A 22312-nucleotide genomic window follows, 5' to 3' on the forward strand; every position below is an offset into this window, starting at 1 on the left:
CGCTTTAATGGAGGAAATCAAGATGAGAGAACTAAGTACCACACAGTGGAAAAAACAAACGCTTGTGAAACCAACTCTACAGCTATGGAGCTTATTTTAGAAAGAGCTTTACAAAGTGATGTCGATCTGGAGCGTCTCAAGAGCCTTCTTGAATTGCGAGAAAAGGAGATAGAACGACAAGAGCGCCAGGACTTTGTCCGTGATCTTTCTGCTATGCAAATGGAATATAAAAACATCGAACAAAATGCCCTTAATACACATACTAAAAGTATCTATACAACACTTGATAAATATATTGATGCAATCAAGGAAACTCTTGCAAAACACCACTTTGCCTTGTTTTCTCAGATCAAAGCACAGAACTCAAACGGTATAACCGTAGAAATGACTTTAACACATAAATCAGGGAATAAAATATCAACAGAAGGAACATTTCCCTTTGACACTACAGGGAGCAAAAACAGCATACAAGCGGTTGGCTCTACAATTACCTATGCACGAAGATACCTGCTAGGCATGCTTCTTAATGTAGCAAGAAAAGAAGACGATACAGATGGAGCCACAATTCTTGCTGGTATCTCTTCTGAACAGATGAATGAAATCAAAGAATTAATGGAACAGACACAAGCAAAGGAAAGCGATATTATTTCTTTCATAGGAGTAAAAACCCTAACACAGATGTCTTATAAACAAGCACAAACCGTTTTGTTTGCTTTGAAAAAAAAGAAACGCTCTCAAATGAATAAAGCACAACAAGAGCAACAAAAGGCGGTGTAAAATGGAACAAAGAACAGCAGAATGGTTTCAAGCCCGTTTAGGTAAAGTCACCGCTTCAAACGTTTATAACGTACTCAGTAAAACAGCCAAGGGAATGCCTACAAGCAAATATGAAGACTACAAAATAAAACTTATGACGGAGCGATTAACAGAGGAAATAAGCCAATCTTATATAACACCCGCTATGCAATGGGGCATTGAACATGAAGAAGATGCCTTGAGAGAATATGAATTCATTTATGATACAGAGGTCACAAGGTGTGGTTTCATTCAACATCCCACAATCCAAATGGCTGGTGCTAGTCCTGATGGGTTTATTGGTGAAGATGGTTTAGTAGAGGTTAAATGCCCGCAACCACCAAACCATCTACGCTTTTTTATAGATAGTAATATTAAGCCTGAATATCTTGCACAAATGCAATTTCAAATGGCTTGTACGGGGCGCAAATGGTGTGATTTTATCAGTTATGATCCGCGTTTTGTAGGCAGATCATCTGATTTTCGTATGAAAATCAAGCGCATTCACCGTGATGAAGAACAAATCGAACAGATTAATCAAGCGGTCGAAATCTTTTTAGCAGAAATAGAACAAGAGATGCAAAAGATTTTAGCGAAAGCCGCTTGATGTTATGGGGGTGCTCTCTCCTCCCAGCACCCCCACCCATTTATGTAAGGAAATTAAACGTGTGTAATACCAAAGATGAGAAGCCTTGTTTTTTTACCATTGGTTATGAAGGAAAATCACTAGAGCATTATCTGAATTGCCTCATAGAAAACAATGTTAAAATTTTGTGTGATGTTCGTAAAAATCCAATAAGCAGAAAACATGGATTTTCAAAAAGACAATTAGAGAAAGCTGTAAGCAACATTGGCATTGAATATATGCATATGCCTGAACTTGGAATTGCCTCTGAAAAAAGACGCAATCTGAAAACACGAGAAGATTATGAATATCTTTTTGAAGATTATAAAAATACAACTCTTAAGAATAATCTTCATGCAATAGAAAAATTATACAAGCTTTTTTTGGATAAAAAGCGTGTTGCAATTACTTGCTTTGAAACTGATGTGTGCATGTGTCATCGGGGAGAAATTACCAAGGCTCTTACACAACTCAAAGATTGGAAATATGAAATTAAACACATCTAACACATAACTTGCAATTTTTTAAACCGAAGGTGCTCTATAACACCTCTATCTCCACCCTTTCCTAACATTTTTCAACCCATTCGTGATTCACACCACGGGTGAATTGCACCTAAATTAAGGGGAATAGACATGGCACACCGCCCACCTACCATAACACAACCAGCCATTGCACGCGCGTTAAGAGAAGCCAAAAAACAAGGAGCAGAGGTTGTAGAAATCAAACCTACTGGAGAGTTATTAATTCATATCAATAAAACTATAACACCACCAACAACAAGGAATAATGCTTACAGTATTGAAGACTTTCCACCTCTTGAAAACGAACAAGAAGAATGTAGTACTCACCCTTCTTGCCCCTCTGTTGACGGCATAGAATTCTAACCATGCCAAAGCGTCGTCCACCCTATCTTGTTCGTGAACGTACACGCCATGGTAAAATCATATGGTATGTCCGTATTGGTCATGGACCACGGGTTCGGATTGAAGGAGTTTACGGAACGCAAGAGTTTATTGACAGTTATATGCTTGCCCTTAAGCATGCGCAAAATGGCACCTCCAAGAAAACAAAACAAACCAGACTTGTAGAGGGCTCTTTCGATTGGTTATTGCATCAGTATTTACAAAGCATGCAATGGCATAATCAATCAGAGTCAACGAAAAAAGTTAAATATAGAATTCTAAACAATATTTCTAAACATATTGGTGATCGCGCTTATAAAAGCATAGAAAAACAACATATTCTTGATGCCGTAGAAAGAAGACGCAATACTCCCGCAGCAGCAAGACACTTTTTGACTTCTTTAAATGGTCTTTTTAATTGGGCGGTTGATAATGCTCTTTTAAACAGAAACCCTGCTTTTAACATAAAACCGCCAAAATCCTTTAACGCAGAAGGCTTCACCCCATGGTTAGAAGAAGATGTTGAGAAATATTATCAACATTGGTCTGTCGGTACCCATGAACGCGTCTGGATTGATGTTCTTTTATATACGGGCTTACGTCGTGGTGATGCCGTTCGCATTGGCTGGAAAAATGTTAAAGATAATATTATTCATCTCAAAACAGAAAAGAGCCAATTTAAAACAGATGTTTTTCTACCTATTTTACCAGAACTTGCAGAAACCCTTAAAATTGGTCCCGTAGGTGATGAAACATTTATTTGTGGAAAAGAAGGTAAAAAAACTGACTAAGGAGAGTTTTGGCAACTTATTTCGTAAAGCTTGCAATGCATCAGGGATAAAAAAATCAGCCCATGGATTGAGAAAATTAGCAGCAACACGTGCTGCTAATGCTGGTGCTACAGTTTCATAAATGAAAGCACTTTTTGGCTGGACTGAGGATAATATGGCATCTCTTTACACAAAGAGCGCAGATCGTAAACGTCTCGCAATAGAAGCAATTAAAAAGCTTCAAAAAAGTTAGGGATATACAGAAAATAAGTTAAAAGAATCAACGGAAATAAAATTCCCGTACTTTCTGATAACTCATTGATTTCATTAAAGTATGGCTGGGGTACCTGGATTCGAACCAGGGAATGCCGGTACCAAAAACCGGTGCCTTACCGCTTGGCTATACCCCAAAAAACATGCTTTACAGCTGCTTTTGCACCTTATAGCGATTCCTATGATGAGACGCAATATCTGAAAATAAAAGATCTTACTTTTTTATTACAAAGTCTCTCCGCGTTTTACGATACTACATCGATACAAATTGGTAATAAAAACGGATAGATAGTTATTCTTTTAACACAAGTCACAACCATTTATCCATCAATTATTTTGCTCTTTTATTAATTTCCTCAAAACAAAAACTGTCACCACATTGAGAATTGGCAAAGTGTATGATAGCTTGCTATGCTCTTTTATTAAGTGTAAAGATGGTAATGTTCACTGATTTTATATGTTATAATGGTTTTATATGTCATATTGTTCAGGGATAGCGCTATGAAATGAAATTAAGCGCATTGAAAAATGTCTCTTTAAAACATGTTTTAATATCCTGTTGTAAACACCCTTGCACACCAATAAGCTGAAAAATTTTGCAAAAAATTAAAAGTATTTTATGTGCTATTTGCAAAAAATATTTTTAGGTATAAAAACAAAGAATGATAGCTTTTTCCCTTTACTTTTTATTCAAAAAATCATGCTATTTTTATCCATTCGTAGATGTAAAAATTTTTCAGAAGGCACTATTTATATAGACCCGTGTCCCTTTTAATTGGTTAGCATACATTTTTCTTAAAAGCTCCTTTTGCAAAATAGAGAGATATTAAAATTAATTAATATAAAAATTAATACAAATAAGCATTCAACATTTGCTTTTAGGAGCTGCAAATGGCAAATTAGATTTTTGGAGTGAGCTTAACAATTAGAATCGAGGAGATTTTTAAATGGCTTTTGAATTGGCTGCATTGCCTTATGATTACGATGCTCTTGCGCCCTATATGTCACGCGAAACACTTGAATATCATCATGATAAGCATCACCTCGCTTATCTTACCAATACCAACAACCTTATAAAAGACGCAGGCTTGGAAAATGAAAGCCTTGAAGAAATTGTGAAAAAAAGTTTTGGGAAAAATGTTGGTTTGTTTAATAATGCAGCGCAATATTACAATCATAACCATTTTTGGCATTGGATGAAAAAAGATGGTGGTGGTCAAAAGCTGCCTGAAAAACTAGCAAAAGCTATTGAATCTGATCTAGGTGGCTATGACAAATTCCGTACTGATTTTATTGCTACTGCTGGTGCCCAATTCGGCTCTGGATGGGCATGGGTTGCTGTTAAAGATGGTAAGCTTGAAATTATGAAAACGCCAAATGGTGAAAATCCTTTGGTTCATAATGCTCAACCTATTCTAGGTGTGGATGTGTGGGAACATTCCTATTACATTGACTACCGTAATGCTCGTCCGAAATATATCGAAGCTTTCGTGGATCATTTGATCAATTGGGGTTATGTTCTCAAACTTTATGAAGATTGCGGATTGTAAGCTGTCTCGATAATTTTTTAGTGTCTATCAGTCCCTATAATCTTATAAATTATAGGGACTGACAAACAGGGATATTATGGGTTAACAACAGTCTTTGCCTGCTATCTTTAGAATATATGCGTAGATATAAGCAACTTCTTCTAACTTTGAAAAACGCCCCGCCGCACCAGCGTGCCCTGAATCCATGTTAATACGCAATAAGATTGCATTATTATCTGTTTTTAGCTCACGCAGTTTTGCTACCCATTTTGTAGGTTCCCAGTAAGTTACACGAGGATCGGTTAATCCTGCGATCACAAGCATAGGAGGATATTTTTGCGCTTTGACGTTATCATAGGGAGAATAAGAAGCTATAAGATTATAATCTTCTTGTGATTCAAGAGGATTTCCCCACTCAGGCCATTCGGGGGGCGTTAGAGGTAAGGAAGCATCAAGCATCGTTGTTAAAACATCAACAAAAGGTACATTGGCTATAATTCCAGCAAAATCCTGTGGCGCTATATTGGCAATCGCCCCCATCAACATGCCTCCTGCCGAACCACCATGCGCAATCAACCGATCATGGGCTGTGAATTTATTGTCTACAAGATAGCGCCCACAGGCAATAAAATCGGTAAATGTGTTATATTTAAAAAGATGCTTTCCTTTCTCATACCATTCAACCCCTTTTTCTTTGCCTCCACGAATATGGGCAATAGCATAAATAAAACCTCTGTTTACGAGAGAGAGGACATTCCTATTGAAACTGGCAGGTATAGAGATCCCATAAGCACCATAACCGTAAAGCAAACAAGGTGCACAACCGTTCAGGGGTGTTTTTTTATGATAAAAAAGTGAGATGGGAATTTTTTCACCATCCTCTGCGGTAGCCATAATACGCCGTGTTATATATTCATCTTTATTATGACCAGAGGGAATTATTTGTGTCTTTAACAATATTCGTTTGCGACTTTTCACCTCATAATCAAATATTTGATCAGGTGTTGTCATCGATGAATAAGAAAAGCGAATGGATTGACTATTATATTCCGCTGCACCTTGCAAACCTAAAGAATAAGCCTCTTCATCAAAAGCAATGGAATGGATTTGTTTCGTTGTACGCTCCATAATTTTTATACGAGGAAGCCCTTCAAAGCGTTCGAGCCAAATAAGAAAGTCTTGATACGCATCATGGGATAGGATTAAACATCCAAGCTGATGGGACACAAGCTCTGACCAATTTTCTGATTGCGGAGCCGAATACGGCGCAACCATAATTTTAAAGTCCTTTGCATTATCTAAATTCGTAAGAATATAAAAGATATCACCACCTTCTGTAAGTGAATATTCAACACCTTTTTGCCGTTTTCGTACACATTGAGGAATGCTAAGAGGCGTTTTGGCAGGAATTAACCAGATCTCTGAGGTTTCATGATCATGAATATTAATATAAATAACATCATGAAGCTTAGAACCGCTTACATTTAAGAAAAAACCTGGATTATCTTCACGAAAAATAAGCTTATCTTGTGATTGATCCGTGTTTAAGCGATGATAATAGAGCTCTGAAGGACGGTGATTTTCATCCACCTTTGTATAGAAAAAACCTTCAGATTGAGCATCCCACACAATTTGTCCGGATGTGTCAATTATGGTGTCCGTAAAATCAGATAATGTCTCTAAATTACGAATTTTAGCTGTATAAAATTCTGACCCTTTATCGTCATAGGTCCATACAACATACCTATGATCAGGTGATTCTTGGACTGAACCAAAATTGAAATATTCTTTATCTTCAGCCAAAAGATCACCATTAAGATAAACATGTCTTTCTCCACCATTCCTTAGTGTCCGAAAATAATGTGGTTGTTGCCCTCCGGTAATATAAGAAAATCCGTAAGCAAAAGGTCCATTTTTTACAGGAACGGAACTATCATTCTCTTGGATCCTGCTTTTCATTTCGGTAAAAAGCAAATCTCTTAATGACTTTGTATCAGCCATTTGAGCCGCTTGATAAGCATTTTCTTTTTCAAGATGATGTCGAATATTGAGATCAAGACAGTTAGGATTTTTAAAAACATCTTGCCAGTTAGATGCACGTAACCAATGATAGGGATCATCACGAAAAATACCATGATATATTTCCTTATGAGTGATTCTAGATGCTTTGGGAGGAATTGTAAAAGTGCGAGTCATACACAATCCTATATTTAAATATGTTAATAGCTTCGTTTATATGTTAGAATCACAATTATTGATGCAAGTATAAAAATATAATTCCTACGCACGTGCAAAAACAGCATCGCGATCATTTTTACAATTAATATCCTTCTATTCATTAGCCGTCATAGCTATTGTTTTCAAGGGAGAGAATACCACTTTTATAATGAAAGTGACGGTAAGACAATTAAGTTAAAAGAGAAAGAATTGATTTTTTTTGATACAGTATAAATGTATAATTTTATAGAAAGGAATAACTACATATAAAGTATTATTACAAAATATAAAAAAGTATTCTATACATTTTAAGGTATAGTTTTATATTATAGATAGTGATATATTATCATATTTATAATATATTTTGTTTTGTTATTAAAATTAATAAATATAAAATATAAAAATAAATTTAAAGTTTATAAAAAACACACTTGATAGTTTATAAGTATTTAAAATAAAAATAATATTTTATATCTTATATTTTTATAATTATTAATTTTATTTTTACCTTATCAAAAAAAATAAATAAATTTTATCTTATATTTTTTTATATTTGTGATATATCATATATATGTATGATATGTTATAGAATAAAGCTATATTTTAATATGTAAGAATTTCGTTTTTCTTATTGTATATTATGACAAAAAGAGGTATTTATTTGATTTTTTTGTGTTTCGGCAATTTTATAGAATAATTGAATTGACAAAAAAGATTTTTGTACAATATGAAACTTATGTGCATGGGATCTTTATATTATGAGTATATGCACTATATCTCGATTTTGGATTACTCGATTTTGAATTAAAGGAAACAAGAATGGAACATCGTGCAGTCTTAGAGACTGAAAGCAATTTAGTTATTACATTGGTTGCTGATATTGTTGCTGCCTACGTGAGTAATAATTCTATTCGACCGACTGAAGTGCCAAGTTTGATTGCTGATGTCCATGCTGCTTTTCGTAAAGCAGGGAATCTAGAGTTAACGGAAGTCGAAGCTGAAAAACAAAGGCCTGCCGTTAATCCGAAGCGTTCGGTATTTCCTGATTATCTCATTTGTCTTGAAGATGGAAAAAAATTTAAATCTCTCAAACGTCATCTCATGACACATTATGGAATGTTGCCAGAGGAATATCGTGAAAAATGGCAGTTAGACAGTTCTTATCCTATGGTGGCGCCTAATTATGCAAAAACACGATCAGCTTTAGCCAAAGAAATGGGGCTTGGACGCAAAAGCAAACGGAAGAAAGCTAAATAAGCATATTTTGCAAAAAAATAGTTCTTGGATACATTTATACATAATGCACATTTTCTATGAAGTTTTTGTGTATATAGCAATGTGTAGAAAGGGAATTATATAGAGCTTTCGTTACGGATTCGTTTAATCATTGATTTTAAACCGTTGGATCGTTGTGGTGTAAGATTTTCATTTAAACCAAGTTTTTCAAAGAGCTCTTGAGCATCAGAATTGCGAATTTCAGAAGCTTTTTTACCTGAATAAAAAGCGAGAAGAATATAAATGAGTCCACGCACAATATGGGCATCGGAATCACCTTGAAACGTTAATATTGGATCTTCTGAATTATTACGTGACGATAAAAGCCACACTTGGCTAACACAACCAGGAACTTTGTGGGCATCGTTTCGAGCACTTTCTGGAAAAGGCGGTAATTCATGGCCAAGCTCAATGACATAACGATAACGATCTTCCCAATTATCCAAAAGCGAAAAGTTTTCTATAATATTATCGATTGCTTCCGCCATTATCTTAGTCCTGTTTCCTTTTACTAATCATGTTGAATATATTTATTGGTAGATTTATTTTCCTAACATAACGAATATGAAGAACGTTAAAAATTCTTATTTTAAGATAACATTGTATGATTTTGTAAGAATTCTTTTATTTCCGTTTTGTGAGAAATATTAGCAGAAATCTCTATATTATTTTTGTGCCCTAATATGTGTCCTAAATATTCGTAAACAGCTTTTGCACCGTAATATGCCCGTTCACCAAGTAAACTGAAAAAAGACTTTCCTACTTTACAAGTTTCTCTATTACGATCACAAAATGTTCCTAAGTCATTTAAAGCTTCCTTAAACGCAATAATCACATCGCTTGTTGTTGTCTCATTATTTTTTGAATTAGGAGAATGGTTACCGATTGGATTTGCTACAAAAAATGAAATAATGACAAAAACAAAAAACAAAAAAAATGATAATTTGATTAAAAAACGTATCATGAGCAATCAATGTACCGCAATGGTAAAGGCAATAAAATAAAAAGAGTATTTTACACACTGCTTCTTTATAAAAAATTTATAAAATGAGTTTTTTATAAAATTGAGTATTCATTTATTGGACCTATATCATTGGCTTTTTTATAAATATGATACGATACCGCTGTATAAAATGGGATATATTGTCTATTTGGAAAAAAATTAACACCAAAATCATACAAAAATATCATACAGTTAGAGGATTATTATATATAAGGAACTATGATAAAAAATAAGAGACATAATCATAATCGTGCATGAGGGATAGGAAGTGTACACCCCACATTTGTCACCTTTTATTCCACAAGAAAGTGTAGCGATAAGATAAGGATTAAACACAGAGTCCAATTTCTTTTCCATATTGTGTACATACTTATTTAAAATAATAATTCATTATTTTAAGATTAGTTGAAAGGGCTAAAGAAAGAGGCCAAATTCTATTATTCTGACTCTCATGTCGATAACATATTGATATTGTCTATAAAATTTTTACTGGCACACCATAAACATGATCAACATGTCAATAAAAACATAAAAAAATAGAGGAATCTCTTACGATTCCATCTCAAGCCAAGATGTTTTTATAACATTGTAAACATCAATTTAATTGATATTTATGAAAATCATTGAATATGAAGATAAGAAGTTTATGCCAAAAATATAATACTCTTAAGAGGTAATTGCTCTTATCAAACCGTTTACGGATAAGTAACTCTCTCTATGTAAATTATAAAGGATAATAATGACTATCATCATTCTGGCGTTATAGGAAAATATTCTCAACTTGAATTTAAAGAATAGCAAATATATGTGCCAAAAATGAAGAATAACGTAGCATTATTGTTTACATGATTAGATGTGATAATGCTCGTTTGAAAACACTACAAGATCTTGAGTGTTAATCATTTGATGTTCTCTTTATACATATTAAAGATTTGTAAAATATGAAATTAATAAAAGTTGATAAGAGCTCTTGTTGATTTATCAACTTATAAATGAATATAATGAAGCTGCTTATTTTAGGAATTTGAAAGGAAAAAGCAATAATATCACTGCACTTCTTTCTAGCTTGAAATAAGAAATAATTTACATTCGTTTCTTTTTTGAAAAATAAACGTAACTGAAAATCAAAGCTAATGACAACAAAGCGAAAGACATCCCGAAAAAAAGCTATAAAACATCGTAAATATCATCGTAGTCTTGTTATCACTCTTCTTCTAATAATTTTTCATTTTATTTTTTGGATAGCAAAAACTCTTTATTTTTATACACGAAAAAATACTCTATTTTTTGTTGGTTCTCTTCTTTTTAGCATTAGTTTTTTATTTGTTTCATTTAATGCTTTATTTTCTCAAATGACAACACATCAAAATATTTTCACTCAAATAAAGTTTTCTTCTGCTCAAAATACAGGAAAAAACTCTAATCTATCTGAAAAAGAAACAAAATCACAAGAACCCTCTCGTGTGGCTTCTGTACATTCTCCAAGTCATCCCCAAACAAATTCACCTTTTCTCCCTCAATCAGCAAGCATGCTGGAAAAGCAAAAAAAACTCGCAGAATTAGGACTTTATGATGGACCTTTAGATGGACTGGATGGGCCTAAAACGCGTCGTGCTATCGCTTTATGGAAACAACAAGCTACTCAAAAAAAGCAAAACGACGTTTTACCCAACGCCACAACAGATGAAATTGCAATATTAATTAAGCAGAGCGAAATAGAAATGGCAAATGATACAACAACAAGAAATATAACAAATTCGAAAGAAGCTATTTTAGATCCTTCTGTTGAAGATATTTTACAGGTGCAAAAAGCTTTACGTAATTTTGGTCATGAGGAAGTGCTTGTTACAGGAATAGAAGATCAAAAAACCATAGAAGCCTTAAAACAGTTTCAAAAAATGTTTGATCTTCCTATCACGGGAAAAATTAATCCCACAATTTTAATGAAAATGCGTGAAATTGGTTTATTAAATTAAAGCTAATCATCTATATTATAAAAACAATCTCTTGATTGATAATGATAATTTATCATTTTCTTGTTTAACGCCCCCGAATACAAAAATATTTTTTTACCGCAAACCTTTTTATATTAAATAATCAGAATGATTTTCTTACGCATTCCATATTGAGCCATACAATTGGCTAGCAAGGGAATTACGACCGGTTACAGAAAAAATCATAGTAAAAAAGCAAAGGCACTTACTTTAAAATTTTTATTGCTTCTGATGGTCAAGGGACACGAAATTCTGCTGCCGTATCACACCTTCCCTTCATTTCGAGCCAGAAATGATCCATATTACTGTCAATTTTCTTTTGTGAATATAACGCAAAGAATATGTCCAAACACCTGAAGAATAAGGAAACGAAGAGCTAGTGATATTATGGCTGTTGTTTCGCAAAATGTTTTATAAAAAGCTGGCACATTTCTCCAATCCATTATTGGAAAAGTTTTATATTTTATGGCGTTGTTTCCTAAAAAAGCTTGCGCTTTTGTTGTAGCTTGTCAATCAACATTCAATCCTCATTCAATCGCATGTTTGAGATAAAGACTAAGGTGCTTTCTCTGCTGTTGTCGCTTTTGTATGCCAAAGGGGTGCACGCGCGTATATCTGCTGTTTGTGTAATCTCTTAAAACAGGAAGTCAGCCTAATTTGGGCAGAACATAAAAGTTTTAAGAGTAGAAATCATTTGCCATCTTGGTCATTTTCTTTTCATTTAACTTTACGGCTTTCAAAGACATCTAAAGCCGTACCTTCTTTTAAATAATGGAGAGTATTGCCTCACGCTTTTATTTATCACGTGTCTTTTGGGGATCACCTCCCCCTCACGTAAAATAAAACGTCCCAAATGGAATATACTTTGCCATTCACAGGGCTTTCTTTGAAAGAAACATCGCTCAAAGTATCCCAACCTATTTTGCAACAATATCCGTGAATAATATAATAGCAGTTCCACTGTGCACTATCATCTGTATGCTTGTAAAGGAGCAAAGCAGGCATCATTACACACTGTCCTTACTTTCAATGATGCAACAGCTTTTGGTGCTTGAAACAATTCATGAAAAGGCATGTCCTTGCTTAACTTTTTTATCTACATAGTTCTCCCCGCCTATAAAAAACAAAAAATGTGGTTTTGATTGATTCAATTATAAAAGAAGTTGAAATGAACAAATTATCTTTATAATCAATTTATTATACAATTTTATATTTCTTTATAAGCATAAAGATAATAGCGCACAGTGGATTTTATAATTACAGCGAATGTTACATAATCCCATTCCACGAGTGATAATGTGAAATGAGTTGAGAAACGTTTCTTCAAAACAACCCATCAATGTACAAAATAAATGCATTTGTTTGAAGCATTCTGTTTTGCGTGAGCCATTCCTTCTGTTAAAAAGCAAACGCATGAATTAATTGCACAATAGCATCCCACTCTCTATCAAGTGTCCCATCCATACTGAAAATCTATTAATAATAACCCTTTGTTTTATCTTGCCTCCTATTTTCTTTCATACCCCCCCCTCAAAAATACACTTTCTCACATGCTATAAATTATAGGGGATTTTAGAAATGCTTTTTATTTTCTTTAAGGAATAAAATAAAAGAACGTACATAAAAATTTATTTCAGTGGTAACGATACATAAAAAAATATTAACCTGTTATATCCTTTTTGCTATTGCAGCCTGTGCTGCTGCTAAACGGGCAATGGGGACTCGAAAAGGGGAACATGAAACATAATCTAGGTTATTTTCTTCACATAAAGCAATAGAAGCAGGATCACCTCCATGTTCACCACAAATTCCCAATTTTATTTTTACTCGCTTTGAGCGTCCACGCTGTGCAGCAATGGCAATCAGTTCTCCTACACCATCACGATCAATAGATACGAAAGGATCTTGTTCTAAAAGACCTTTTTGAAAATAGGTTGCCAAAAAAGGAGCCGCATCATCACGGGAAATTCCAAAAGTGGTTTGTGTCAAATCGTTTGTTCCAAATGAAAAAAATTCTGCTGTCTCAGCAATTTCATCGGCTCGAAGCGCTGCTCTTGGAAGCTCAATCATCGTCCCAACCATATACTGAATAGAGCTTCCCTTTTCTTTCATCACTTCCTCAGCAACCTGATCAATACGCGCTTTGACAAAATCGAGTTCAGATTTAAGCGCAATAAGTGGCACCATAATTTCAAGCATAACAGGAGATCCAGATTTTTGGGCGGCTTCTGCTGCTGCTTCAAAAATCGCCCGTGCTTGCATTTCGGCAATTTCAGGATAAGTAATGGCTAAACGACATCCTCGCAATCCAAGCATAGGGTTAAATTCGTGCAACTGCTGAGCACGTTCAGCAAGCGCTTCTGCAGAAACCCCCATAGCTTTTGCAACTTCAAGAATTTCTGTATCGGTTTTTGGTAAGAATTCATGGAGTGGCGGATCGAGTAAGCGAATAGTCACAGGCAAACCAGACATAATTTCAAATAATTCACTAAAATCTGAACGCTGCATTGGCAAAAGCTTGTCTAACGCTTTGCGACGTCCACTTTCATCATGACTTAAAATCATTTCACGCATAGCAACGATACGCTCACCAGAAAAAAACATATGCTCCGTACGGCAAAGACCAATACCTTCAGCCCCAAAAGAACGCCCCATACGGGCATCAGATGGTGTCTCAGCATTGGCGCGAACTCTTATACGTCGCATCCCATCAGCCCATTCCATCAACTTTGCAAAATCCCCGCAAAGTTCAGGCTGCAACATCGCAACCTTCCCTTTGAAAATTTCCCCACTTCCACCATCAATTGTGATAATATCACCCTTTTTAAAGCTTTCTCCTGAAGCAAGCAGCGTATTTGTGTTATAATCAATCCGCACACTGCCAGCACCGGAAATACAAGGCTTTCCCATCCCCCGCGCCACAACAGCAGCATGGCTTGTCATGCCGCCACGCGTTGTTAAAATTCCTTCAGCAGCATGCATCCCATGGATATCTTCTGGGCTTGTTTCTACACGGACCAAAATAACTTTGCGCCCTTCTGCTGATGCTGTTTCTGCCTCTTCTGACGTAAAAACAATTTCACCCGTTGCAGCTCCAGGAGAAGCTGGTAAACCACGCCCTATAACAAAACGTTCTGCTTTGGGATCAAGTGTTGGGTGTAAAAGTTGGTCAAGTGACTTTGCATCAATACGCATCACAGCCTTTTCACGACTTATTAAGCCCTCCTCAACCATTTCAATTGCCATCTTGAGAGCTGCACGCGCTGTGCGTTTCCCTGAACGAGTCTGCAGCATCCATAATTTCCCTTTTTCAATGGTAAATTCGAGATCTTGCATATCTCGATAATGCTGCTCAAGTTTCTGTGCGATCTGACATAACTTCAAAAAAGCTTCAGGCATGATTTTTTCTAAAGACGGATTATTTGAACCAGCAACAATACACGCATTTTCTGTAATATTTTGAGGCGTTCGAATGCCCGCCACAACATCCTCTCCTTGCGCATTAACTAAAAATTCACCGTAAAGTTCTTTTTGTCCTGTCGATGGATTGCGTGTAAAAGCGACACCTGTTGCCGAATCTTCTCCCATATTCCCAAAAACCATAGCTTGCACATTCACTGCCGTTCCCCAACTTTCAGGAATGCCATGTAAACGGCGATAAGTAACTGCACGTGCTGTCATCCAACTTGAAAAAACGGCTCCAATTGCCCCCCATAACTGTTCTTCAGGATCTTGTGGAAAAGGGTTTCCTGATTGTTCTTCAACATAGGCTTTATAAGAAATAATAACATTCTTCCAATCATCTGCTGTCATTTCTGTATCAACAGTGTAACCATTGTGTGCTTTTGCTTCATCGAGAATCTCTTCAAAGTACGAATGGTCTACGCCTAAGACAACGTTAGAATACATTTGGATAAAACGCCGATAACTATCATAAGCAAAACGTTCATTATTGGCTTGTAAAGCAATCGCTTTGACAGTTTCGTCATTCATGCCAAGATTCAGCACTGTATCCATCATCCCTGGCATAGAAGCTCGCGCCCCTGAACGAACAGAAAGTAAAAGTGGTCTTTGTTCATTCCCAAATTCACGTCCTGTTTGCTCAGCCACGCGTCTTAGTGCTTGCTTAACAGATTTCTGTAGTTCTTCTGGATATGATTTGTCATGGGCATAATAAAAATTACAAACTTCTGTTGTCAGAGTAAAGCCGGGTGGTACCGGCAAACCAAGATTACTCATTTCTGCCAAATTAGCGCCTTTACCTCCCAGAAGATTACGCTCGCTTGCACTTCCTTCTGCGCTGCCATCTCCAAAACTATAAACCCATTTTTTCATTATACAAATCCTCCCATATCAGCATCAAAACATCATTCAACGCAGCCTCATTTAAAAGCAATGATTTGATTTAAAAATCGGCAAAATAAAAAATATCGTTTCATAATCATTTCATAAATACACAATAGCAATCCTTCCAAAAGAGAAATGACCACACATCTCACTGATCCACCTTCTGGAAGATTAAAATTCACTTTTTAAGATAACCATCAATCACCGAAAAAAATTCTTCTACTTTCATGGCACCTTCATATTTATCACCATTGATAAAGAAAGTAGGCGTTGCTGTGACACCAAGTTCTTTACCACGCTCAAAAGATGCATTTACTTCATCTAAAATGGACTGATTTTTCAAACACGCAGTAAAACTTTCATCTGTAAAACCCGCCATTAAGCTAATTTTTTTCAACGGTGTCACAGCATCTTTTCCCCAAACCCACTCATTTTGTTTTTGAAATAAAACCTCTATCAAAGGAAAATAGCGATCTTCTGGTGCACAGCGCGCTAACATAAAACCTGCTGTTGCCCGAGGATCAAAAGCATAATCGCGGAAAATCAGTTTTACTTTTCCTGTTTTGATATATTTTTTACGAATTTGAGGAAGTATGTCATTATAAAAATGCGCACAATGCGTACATGTCAACGAAGCATACTCAACAATGATGACTGGAGCATCTGCCTCTCCCTCAAAGCGATCCTTTACTTTACCCGATTGAAGAAGCTCAGCCATATCGACTGTTGCAACGGGTTTGAGACCACGCGCTAAAGCAACTGTTACACTGTTTTGTACAATTGTTATGAAGAGAAAAATTATTCCGAAAGATAAAAAAGAACGATATTTCACCATAAATAATACTTTTCTGTTGTTATTAAACGAATAGGAATCCAATGCTTTTGCATATATTAAAGGAAAACATATAAAATATCTTGCTATTTATTATTTTTTTCCGAGAAAATGCAACAGCCAAGTTTATAAAGTGATTGGCGTAAGTTTTTATCTTCAATTCCTTCGAGCATTTTTTCTAGGCACTTTTTGTTTTTTTCACTCAAAGTCGGCTTTAGAGGCCCATGCTTCATAAAAATCGACACACTCCTTTGCTCAATCTTGATGCGATCAATCGCAATATAGCCAAAAAATCCATTAATTCTATGAAGCAATTCCTCTGTTTCATGCATCAATTTTAATGCAGCAAATCCTTCACATGCGATAACAAGTGTTGCGGGCTTAAAAACTTCATCTTGATCGGCGCGACGTTTCCAAATAATTTTAAGGGGCATTGTATGTTTACTGATATCATAGCCCGCAATTTGTGGCCAATGCTCTATAAGCGCGACATTAAGCCCTGTCCGTTTGCGTAAAACTGGATCAAGTATTTTCAGGACCGTCCTAGAAAGGGAATAAAAAGCATGCTTTTTTAGTTGTTTTCTCATTTTTAGATCATTATTCAACCGTTTACTCAATGACAATCATTTGTTTTATCTAAAAATTATTGCCTTTCCAATTTATATAATATCAACAAAATAGAAATTCTCTCTTCACCAAAATCTCAACAATAAAAATACAGAAGCAAAAAAACATAGATGACCCAATAAATGCTTTTTTCTTTTGCATTTTACATCTCCCTATGCTTGAAAACAATCATGTATGAAATTTCTTCGCACCTCCTTTCTTGGTACGATCAAAATCACCGACATCTCCCATGGCGGATTACCCCCGAAGAGCAAAAACAAGGTATCCGTCCTGATCCTTATCACGTTTGGCTTTCTGAAATCATGCTTCAACAAACGACCGTTGAAACGGTTAAGCCTTATTTTAAAAAATTTCTGAAACTTTGGCCTGATCTTTTCTCTTTAGCAAAAGCCTCCCAAGATGACATCATGAAAGCATGGGCTGGACTTGGTTATTATTCACGCGCACGTAATCTTAAAAAATGTGCACGACAGCTTGTTGAAAACTACACAGGACAATTTCCACAATCTGTAAAAGCCTTACGAACTCTCGCGGGGATTGGAGATTATACAGCTGCAGCCATTGCCGCAATTGCTTTTAACCACCCTGTAGCAGTGGTTGATGGTAATGTCGAACGTGTGGTAGCCCGGCTTTTTGCTATCACTTCAATATTACCAAAAGCAAAAGCTGAAATTAAAGAACAAACACAAAAGATTACCGCTTTAAATCGTCCTGGCGACTTTGCTCAGGCAATGATGGATTTGGGAGCAACAATTTGTACGCCACGCAAACCATCTTGTTTTATCTGCCCTCTTCAAAGTTTATGCAAAGCGGAAAAGATGCAACAAACAGAAGCTTTTCCAGTCAAAGCTCCTAAAAAAGAACGCACTTTAAAAACAGGTGTTGCTTTTGTGGTCCTTAATAAAAAGAGACAAATTTATTTAGAAAAAAGACAGACACAAAAACTCCTTGGCGGAATGACCCAAATTCCTAATAATATTGGCATAAACAACGAAAATGGACTTCAAAATGCACCCTTTACTGCCAATTGGCAATTCAAAGGACAAATTACCCATGTTTTTACTCACTTTTCTCTAAAACTCGATGTTTACTATACTGACGATCTTCATGAAACGAATTGTGAAAATGGTTGGTGGTGCAACATTCAACATCTTGCCGACGAAGCGCTCCCTACTGTTATGAAAAAAGCCATCGCCATAGCTCTTCCCAATTCTTTCAGATTTAAATGACCGTCCCTATTGGTAAAAATATTTGTTAACGGAGACTTTGATATCCTTAGCGATCATTTCTTCATCTGTAAAAGAAAATTTAAGAACATGAAATAACCAATTTTTCCTACAGATAAGAATTACACAAGAAGAAAAAACTTAGAACGCTTGAATTTAAATTTCAGGATTTATCTTTTTTCACTTATGAAAGAGCAAACTAGTCCCATCACACACTTTACCAATCTCCAATATTGTCTACAGCCCTTAACTCTTGAGATGGTCCATAAGTAGTACTTTTAGTCCTTTTTTAGCAATTTTATCCCTCTGTTAGCCCCGATTATGACGTGCAAACAAGTGATTTTGATTGATTCAATATGGAACAGCTTTGAAATAAGAAAATTTACGATATTTTTGGTAAGCTAATCTAAGTTGAACAATGCAAATTATTTTTATAAATCACATATTAAACGCACTTTATAGGTCTAAGTCTTACCTCAAAAAACTCTTGATTTTAAACTTCTGAATGAGGCTTTTAATTCTGATATTTCATTTTTATAAAATTATATTGAAATTTTATTATTTTGGCACTTAAATAAGAATATAGAATGAAAATTTCTCATTTTGATGTCTTCTACAAGAAGCATAAAAACACTCGCTTGACGCTTACAAACGAGGTTGGTATGTCGATAACGCTTATGAAGTAACAAGCCGGCACCATCATTATATTTGCCAGCCCCCAATGCTGTAACAGATCTTGCATTAAGACGATTCATAAGGACCATTTTTACTCCTTTCTTATACAAATTTGATCCACACACTCATCCCGCTTGTTATGTGCAAATGAGTGGTTTTGATTGATGTAACATAAACAGATTTGAAATGAGAGAATCTTACGTTATTCGAGACTCTCATTCAATATGAATAACGCTAGATTATCTTTATAAATCAATGCTTTGCACGCTTTAAAAAGGTATAAAGCAGCCTCATATCCATCTCAATCAAGATCAAGTATACGTTGGTGGTCAATAGAATGAAGCGATTACCTTCATTCATAAAACACCTGTTTTTAACATTTGTGAACGTATGATCATTCTTAAATGATCGATGGACTTCAACCGTCCATTTTCCTCATAATACCAAAAGGTCCAACCATTACAACTCTGCGAATCTTGAGCCTTTCTTCCCATTGCGTGAATTGAACCTGCTTCACCACCATGCATGATTGTACCATCAGCTCTTACAATAGCAGATACTTGCTTCTTACGATCATAAAGAACTTCTCCAGGATAGAGTAAACCTGCTTCAAGCAAACTATTGAATGCTACACGTGGTTCTGCTTTTTTTCTATCCAAAATTGCCAGTTCTGGTTGTGCTAAAGGTTTAACGGCCGCAATTCTCTCACATGCTGCATCAATGTAATCTTGCTCGCGTTCAATCCCAACAAAGTCACGCCCTAAAAGCTTGGCAACAGCACCTGTTGTTCCCGAACCAAAAAACGGATCAAGAATAACATCACCAGGCTTACTAGAAGCCATAATAATACGCGCTAATAACGCTTGTGGTTTTTGTGTTGGATGTAATTTACGCCCTGAATCATCCTTTAAACGTTCAGCTCCAGTGCAGAGAGGAAAAAGCCAATCTGAACGCATTTGTAAATCTTCATTCGCCGCTTTTAAGGCTTCATAATTAAATGTGTACTTTTTATCTTTTTGATCTCGTACAGCCCAAATAAGCGTCTCATGGGCATTTTGAAAGCGGCGCCCTCGGAAATTAGGCATCGGATTATTTTTGCGCCAAATAATATCATTAAGCATCCAAAAACCTAAATCTTGTAATGCCGTCCCAACTCGAAAAATATTATGGTAAGATCCTATAACCCAAAGTGTTCCGTTAGGTTTTAACACACGACGACATGCAAGCAACCATGCACGGGTAAAAGCATCATAAGCAGCAAAACTCTCAAAGTGATCCCATGCATCATCAACCGCATCAACAAGCGAATGATCTGGACGGTATAGCGCACCATCCAATTGCAAATTATAGGGAGGATCCGCAAAAATCATATCAACGGAATGTTTTGGCAATTTTTCTAAAACGGCAACACAATCTCCTTTAAAAATTTTATTGCGCCATGGCATCTGTGAGGGAGTACGAATGAAATCTTTTTGAAGCTGAATAACTGTCATGAAAAACCCAACAAAATGAACTGAATTTGCCCTATAATCAATCAAAATAGTTTATAGGCCCGCATTACCAATCCATATTTACAAAATAGAGTAAACGTATCGTTAAAGTTCTACAAAATTGATATTTGTTTTTATTTTTTTTAAGTAAAAAACTTTCATAAGAATGAATCTTTATTTTTCTTTTTTAATGTACTGTTCCCATAGCTTTTATTTTGTAAAAGAATTAAGAATCGTTTTCAAAGCGTATTTTTATGAAATAAGGTCCTCTTAAGATTGTTTTCATGAAAGTTGTCCATCTCATAACATGTAAAGGAATATCTTATGCCTCAGATAGATCTTATTATTTTTGATTGTGACGGTGTTCTCGTCGACTCTGAATATCTTGCAGCAAAAATTGGATCTCAATTGCTAAAACAAACAGGATATGAAATATCACCCGAAGAATTGAGTGAGCGTTTTGCTGGGCTTATCTTTCGCGATATTCTTAAACACGTTGAACAGGAAACAGAAAAACCAGTTTCTGCTCATCTCATAGATCAGATGACCAATATTTTTCGTACACAAATAAAAACTGAATTACGGGCGATTGCTGATGTAAGAGAAGCCATAGAAATGATTCAAACGCGCTATCCCTACTGTATCTGCTCTAATGCAAAGAGCGTAGATATAAAAGAGATGCTCATCACAGTTGATCTCTATGACCTTTTTGAAGGTAAAATATTTTCAGCACCTGAAGTTGGAACAAAAAAAACAAAACCAGCTCCTGATGTTTTCCTTTTTGCAGCACAACAATTAAAAGCAGAACCCCAAAATACAATCGTTATAGAAGATTCACTTCATGGTGTCCATGCCGCCATAGCAGCAGGCATGCGTGTCATCGGCTTTACGGGAGGTTCCCATAGCTATCTTGGCCACTCTAATGCACTTGCAGAAGCTGGTGCGGAAACGGTTATCGCAAAGCATGCTCATTTAGGAGAAGTTTTAGAAGCAATGGCTGTATGGCGCGATTTCTTATAAAAAAAACTCTTGAAGATATCCGTTTGTAAATTCTTGTAAGAGGACATTTTTATCCAGATGTCCTCCCCTTCTTGCTTCTCTTCTTTCCTAATAATTTTAATAAATACGTGATTTTCAACATAGGGCGATTGCATCTTAATAATGTGAAGAAGAAAAAATATGGGACCTTGCCCAGAAAGCATAAGTCTAACCATTACACATGCTTTAAAAGAAGCAAAAATAAGGATACGAACTCATAGAAATCCACTCTTCTGAGAAATCAAATCTACTGGTAAACTGCCTATCTTTCTCAAATCCAATATCCTAGTCCCAACATCAGTTACCCATCCTGATAAATGGCTCGATTCGTCAAAAAAAATATTACGATGCCTTACTCAATAAAGTATGTAAATTGCTATGCCAAAACCACGCCCCCTCAGCTTATTAAATACATTACGCAATAGGGTAAAATTTTTATGCTTTGTTCGTATTGACCGTAGGATAACATCTTAAAATTCTTGGAATCTATAGAACACAAGAGCTTGTTGAAAACGACAAAACACTCTTGTTGAGCTACAAGAGTTTACACTTCCTCAAGCTAAATCTCGTACATTTGTTGAAGGCTTATTGATAGTGCTGCTTAAACAAGCTTTTGATAACATCAATTGGTATAATCTTTCCAAGGGTATATAAAGATTAAAAAATATATCTTTGATAAAGATATATGCTT

General features: G+C 35.6%; 17 protein-coding genes, 1 tRNA gene and 1 pseudogene. 10 read left to right on the plus strand and 9 right to left on the minus strand.

Features of this window, described 5'->3' with window-relative positions:
- The first annotated feature begins 45 nt into the window (after positions 1-45).
- The 5 genes and pseudogenes from NNJ73_RS00410 to NNJ73_RS00430 all read left to right on the plus strand — a co-directional run bounded on the left by NNJ73_RS00410 (position 46) and on the right by NNJ73_RS00430 (position 3348).
- Positions 46-777 (plus strand): ERF family protein, encoded by a 732-nt coding sequence (locus NNJ73_RS00410; RefSeq protein ID WP_254493177.1) that lies wholly within the window; start codon positions 46-48, stop codon positions 775-777.
- A gap of 1 nt (position 778) precedes the next feature.
- On the plus strand, positions 779-1402 hold the full coding sequence (locus NNJ73_RS00415) for a lambda exonuclease family protein (protein WP_254492220.1): 624 nt from the start codon (positions 779-781) through the stop codon (positions 1400-1402).
- Positions 1403-1461: 59 nt separating this feature from the next.
- The gene (locus NNJ73_RS00420) at positions 1462-1926 is read left to right on the plus strand and encodes a DUF488 family protein (protein ID WP_254492221.1); all 465 of its coding nucleotides are present in this window, start codon (positions 1462-1464) and stop codon (positions 1924-1926) included.
- Between the two features lie 129 nt (positions 1927-2055).
- Complete coding sequence (locus tag NNJ73_RS00425; protein ID WP_254492222.1) at positions 2056-2307, plus strand: hypothetical protein; 252 nt, start codon at positions 2056-2058, stop codon at positions 2305-2307.
- Positions 2308-2309: 2 nt separating this feature from the next.
- Positions 2310-3348 (plus strand): annotated as a pseudogene (locus tag NNJ73_RS00430) (tyrosine-type recombinase/integrase).
- 82 nt (positions 3349-3430) lie between these two features.
- Here NNJ73_RS00430 and NNJ73_RS00435 read toward each other — a convergent pair.
- A tRNA-Gln gene (locus NNJ73_RS00435) sits at positions 3431-3505 on the minus strand.
- Positions 3506-4315: 810 nt separating this feature from the next.
- On the opposite strand from NNJ73_RS00435, the gene NNJ73_RS00440 reads away from it, so the two are divergent.
- Entirely contained in the window at positions 4316-4918 is a 603-nt protein-coding gene (locus NNJ73_RS00440) for a superoxide dismutase (protein WP_254492223.1), read from the plus strand.
- Between the two features lie 81 nt (positions 4919-4999).
- Here NNJ73_RS00440 and NNJ73_RS00445 read toward each other — a convergent pair whose 3' ends face one another.
- The gene (locus NNJ73_RS00445; protein ID WP_254492224.1) at positions 5000-7093 is read right to left on the minus strand and encodes a S9 family peptidase; all 2094 of its coding nucleotides are present in this window, start codon (positions 7091-7093) and stop codon (positions 5000-5002) included.
- 840 nt (positions 7094-7933) lie between these two features.
- Between NNJ73_RS00445 and NNJ73_RS00450 the strand changes: the two genes are divergently transcribed.
- Entirely contained in the window at positions 7934-8371 is a 438-nt protein-coding gene (locus NNJ73_RS00450) for a MucR family transcriptional regulator (protein WP_005773912.1), read from the plus strand.
- A 95-nt stretch (positions 8372-8466) separates the two neighbouring features.
- Here the strand turns inward: NNJ73_RS00450 and NNJ73_RS00455 are convergent, their stop codons facing one another.
- A complete protein-coding gene (locus NNJ73_RS00455; RefSeq protein ID WP_139412938.1) occupies positions 8467-8877 on the minus strand; it encodes a SufE family protein in 411 nt (136 codons plus the stop codon).
- Positions 8878-8978: 101 nt separating this feature from the next.
- On the minus strand, positions 8979-9353 hold the full coding sequence (locus tag NNJ73_RS00460; RefSeq protein ID WP_254492225.1) for a DUF5330 domain-containing protein: 375 nt from the start codon (positions 9351-9353) through the stop codon (positions 8979-8981).
- Between the two features lie 1172 nt (positions 9354-10525).
- Here NNJ73_RS00460 and NNJ73_RS00465 point away from each other — a divergent pair.
- The gene (locus NNJ73_RS00465) at positions 10526-11368 is read left to right on the plus strand and encodes a peptidoglycan-binding domain-containing protein (protein WP_254492226.1); all 843 of its coding nucleotides are present in this window, start codon (positions 10526-10528) and stop codon (positions 11366-11368) included.
- Between the two features lie 1686 nt (positions 11369-13054).
- On the opposite strand, the gene ppdK is transcribed toward NNJ73_RS00465, so the two are convergent.
- From ppdK to NNJ73_RS00480, 3 genes are all read right to left on the minus strand, one after another.
- The gene (gene ppdK / locus NNJ73_RS00470; protein WP_254492227.1) at positions 13055-15721 is read right to left on the minus strand and encodes a pyruvate, phosphate dikinase; all 2667 of its coding nucleotides are present in this window, start codon (positions 15719-15721) and stop codon (positions 13055-13057) included.
- A 190-nt stretch (positions 15722-15911) separates the two neighbouring features.
- On the minus strand, positions 15912-16568 hold the full coding sequence (locus NNJ73_RS00475) for a DsbA family protein (RefSeq protein WP_254492228.1): 657 nt from the start codon (positions 16566-16568) through the stop codon (positions 15912-15914).
- Positions 16569-16651: 83 nt separating this feature from the next.
- Positions 16652-17152 carry a DUF721 domain-containing protein gene (locus tag NNJ73_RS00480; protein WP_254492229.1) on the minus strand — a complete coding sequence of 167 codons (501 nt, stop codon included), beginning with the start codon at positions 17150-17152 and terminating at the stop codon, positions 16652-16654.
- Positions 17153-17314: 162 nt separating this feature from the next.
- Here NNJ73_RS00480 and mutY point away from each other — a divergent pair, with 162 nt between their 5' ends.
- Positions 17315-18421, plus strand: coding sequence for an A/G-specific adenine glycosylase (gene mutY / locus NNJ73_RS00485; RefSeq protein ID WP_254492230.1), 1107 nt, complete (start codon positions 17315-17317; stop codon positions 18419-18421).
- Between the two features lie 539 nt (positions 18422-18960).
- On the opposite strand, the gene NNJ73_RS00490 is transcribed toward mutY, so the two are convergent.
- Positions 18961-19173, minus strand: coding sequence for a DUF4102 domain-containing protein (locus NNJ73_RS00490; RefSeq protein ID WP_254492231.1), 213 nt, complete (start codon positions 19171-19173; stop codon positions 18961-18963).
- A 276-nt stretch (positions 19174-19449) separates the two neighbouring features.
- Entirely contained in the window at positions 19450-20538 is a 1089-nt protein-coding gene (locus tag NNJ73_RS00495; RefSeq protein ID WP_371923241.1) for a site-specific DNA-methyltransferase, read from the minus strand.
- Positions 20539-20907: 369 nt separating this feature from the next.
- Here NNJ73_RS00495 and NNJ73_RS00500 point away from each other — a divergent pair, with 369 nt between their 5' ends.
- Positions 20908-21603, plus strand: coding sequence for an HAD family phosphatase (locus NNJ73_RS00500; RefSeq protein WP_254472956.1), 696 nt, complete (start codon positions 20908-20910; stop codon positions 21601-21603).
- The last annotated feature ends 709 nt before the right edge of the window (positions 21604-22312 follow it).

Origin of the sequence: Bartonella sp. B1099, from assembly GCF_944801835.1 — a bacterium.
In the GTDB taxonomy this organism is placed as follows: domain Bacteria; phylum Pseudomonadota; class Alphaproteobacteria; order Rhizobiales; family Rhizobiaceae; genus Bartonella.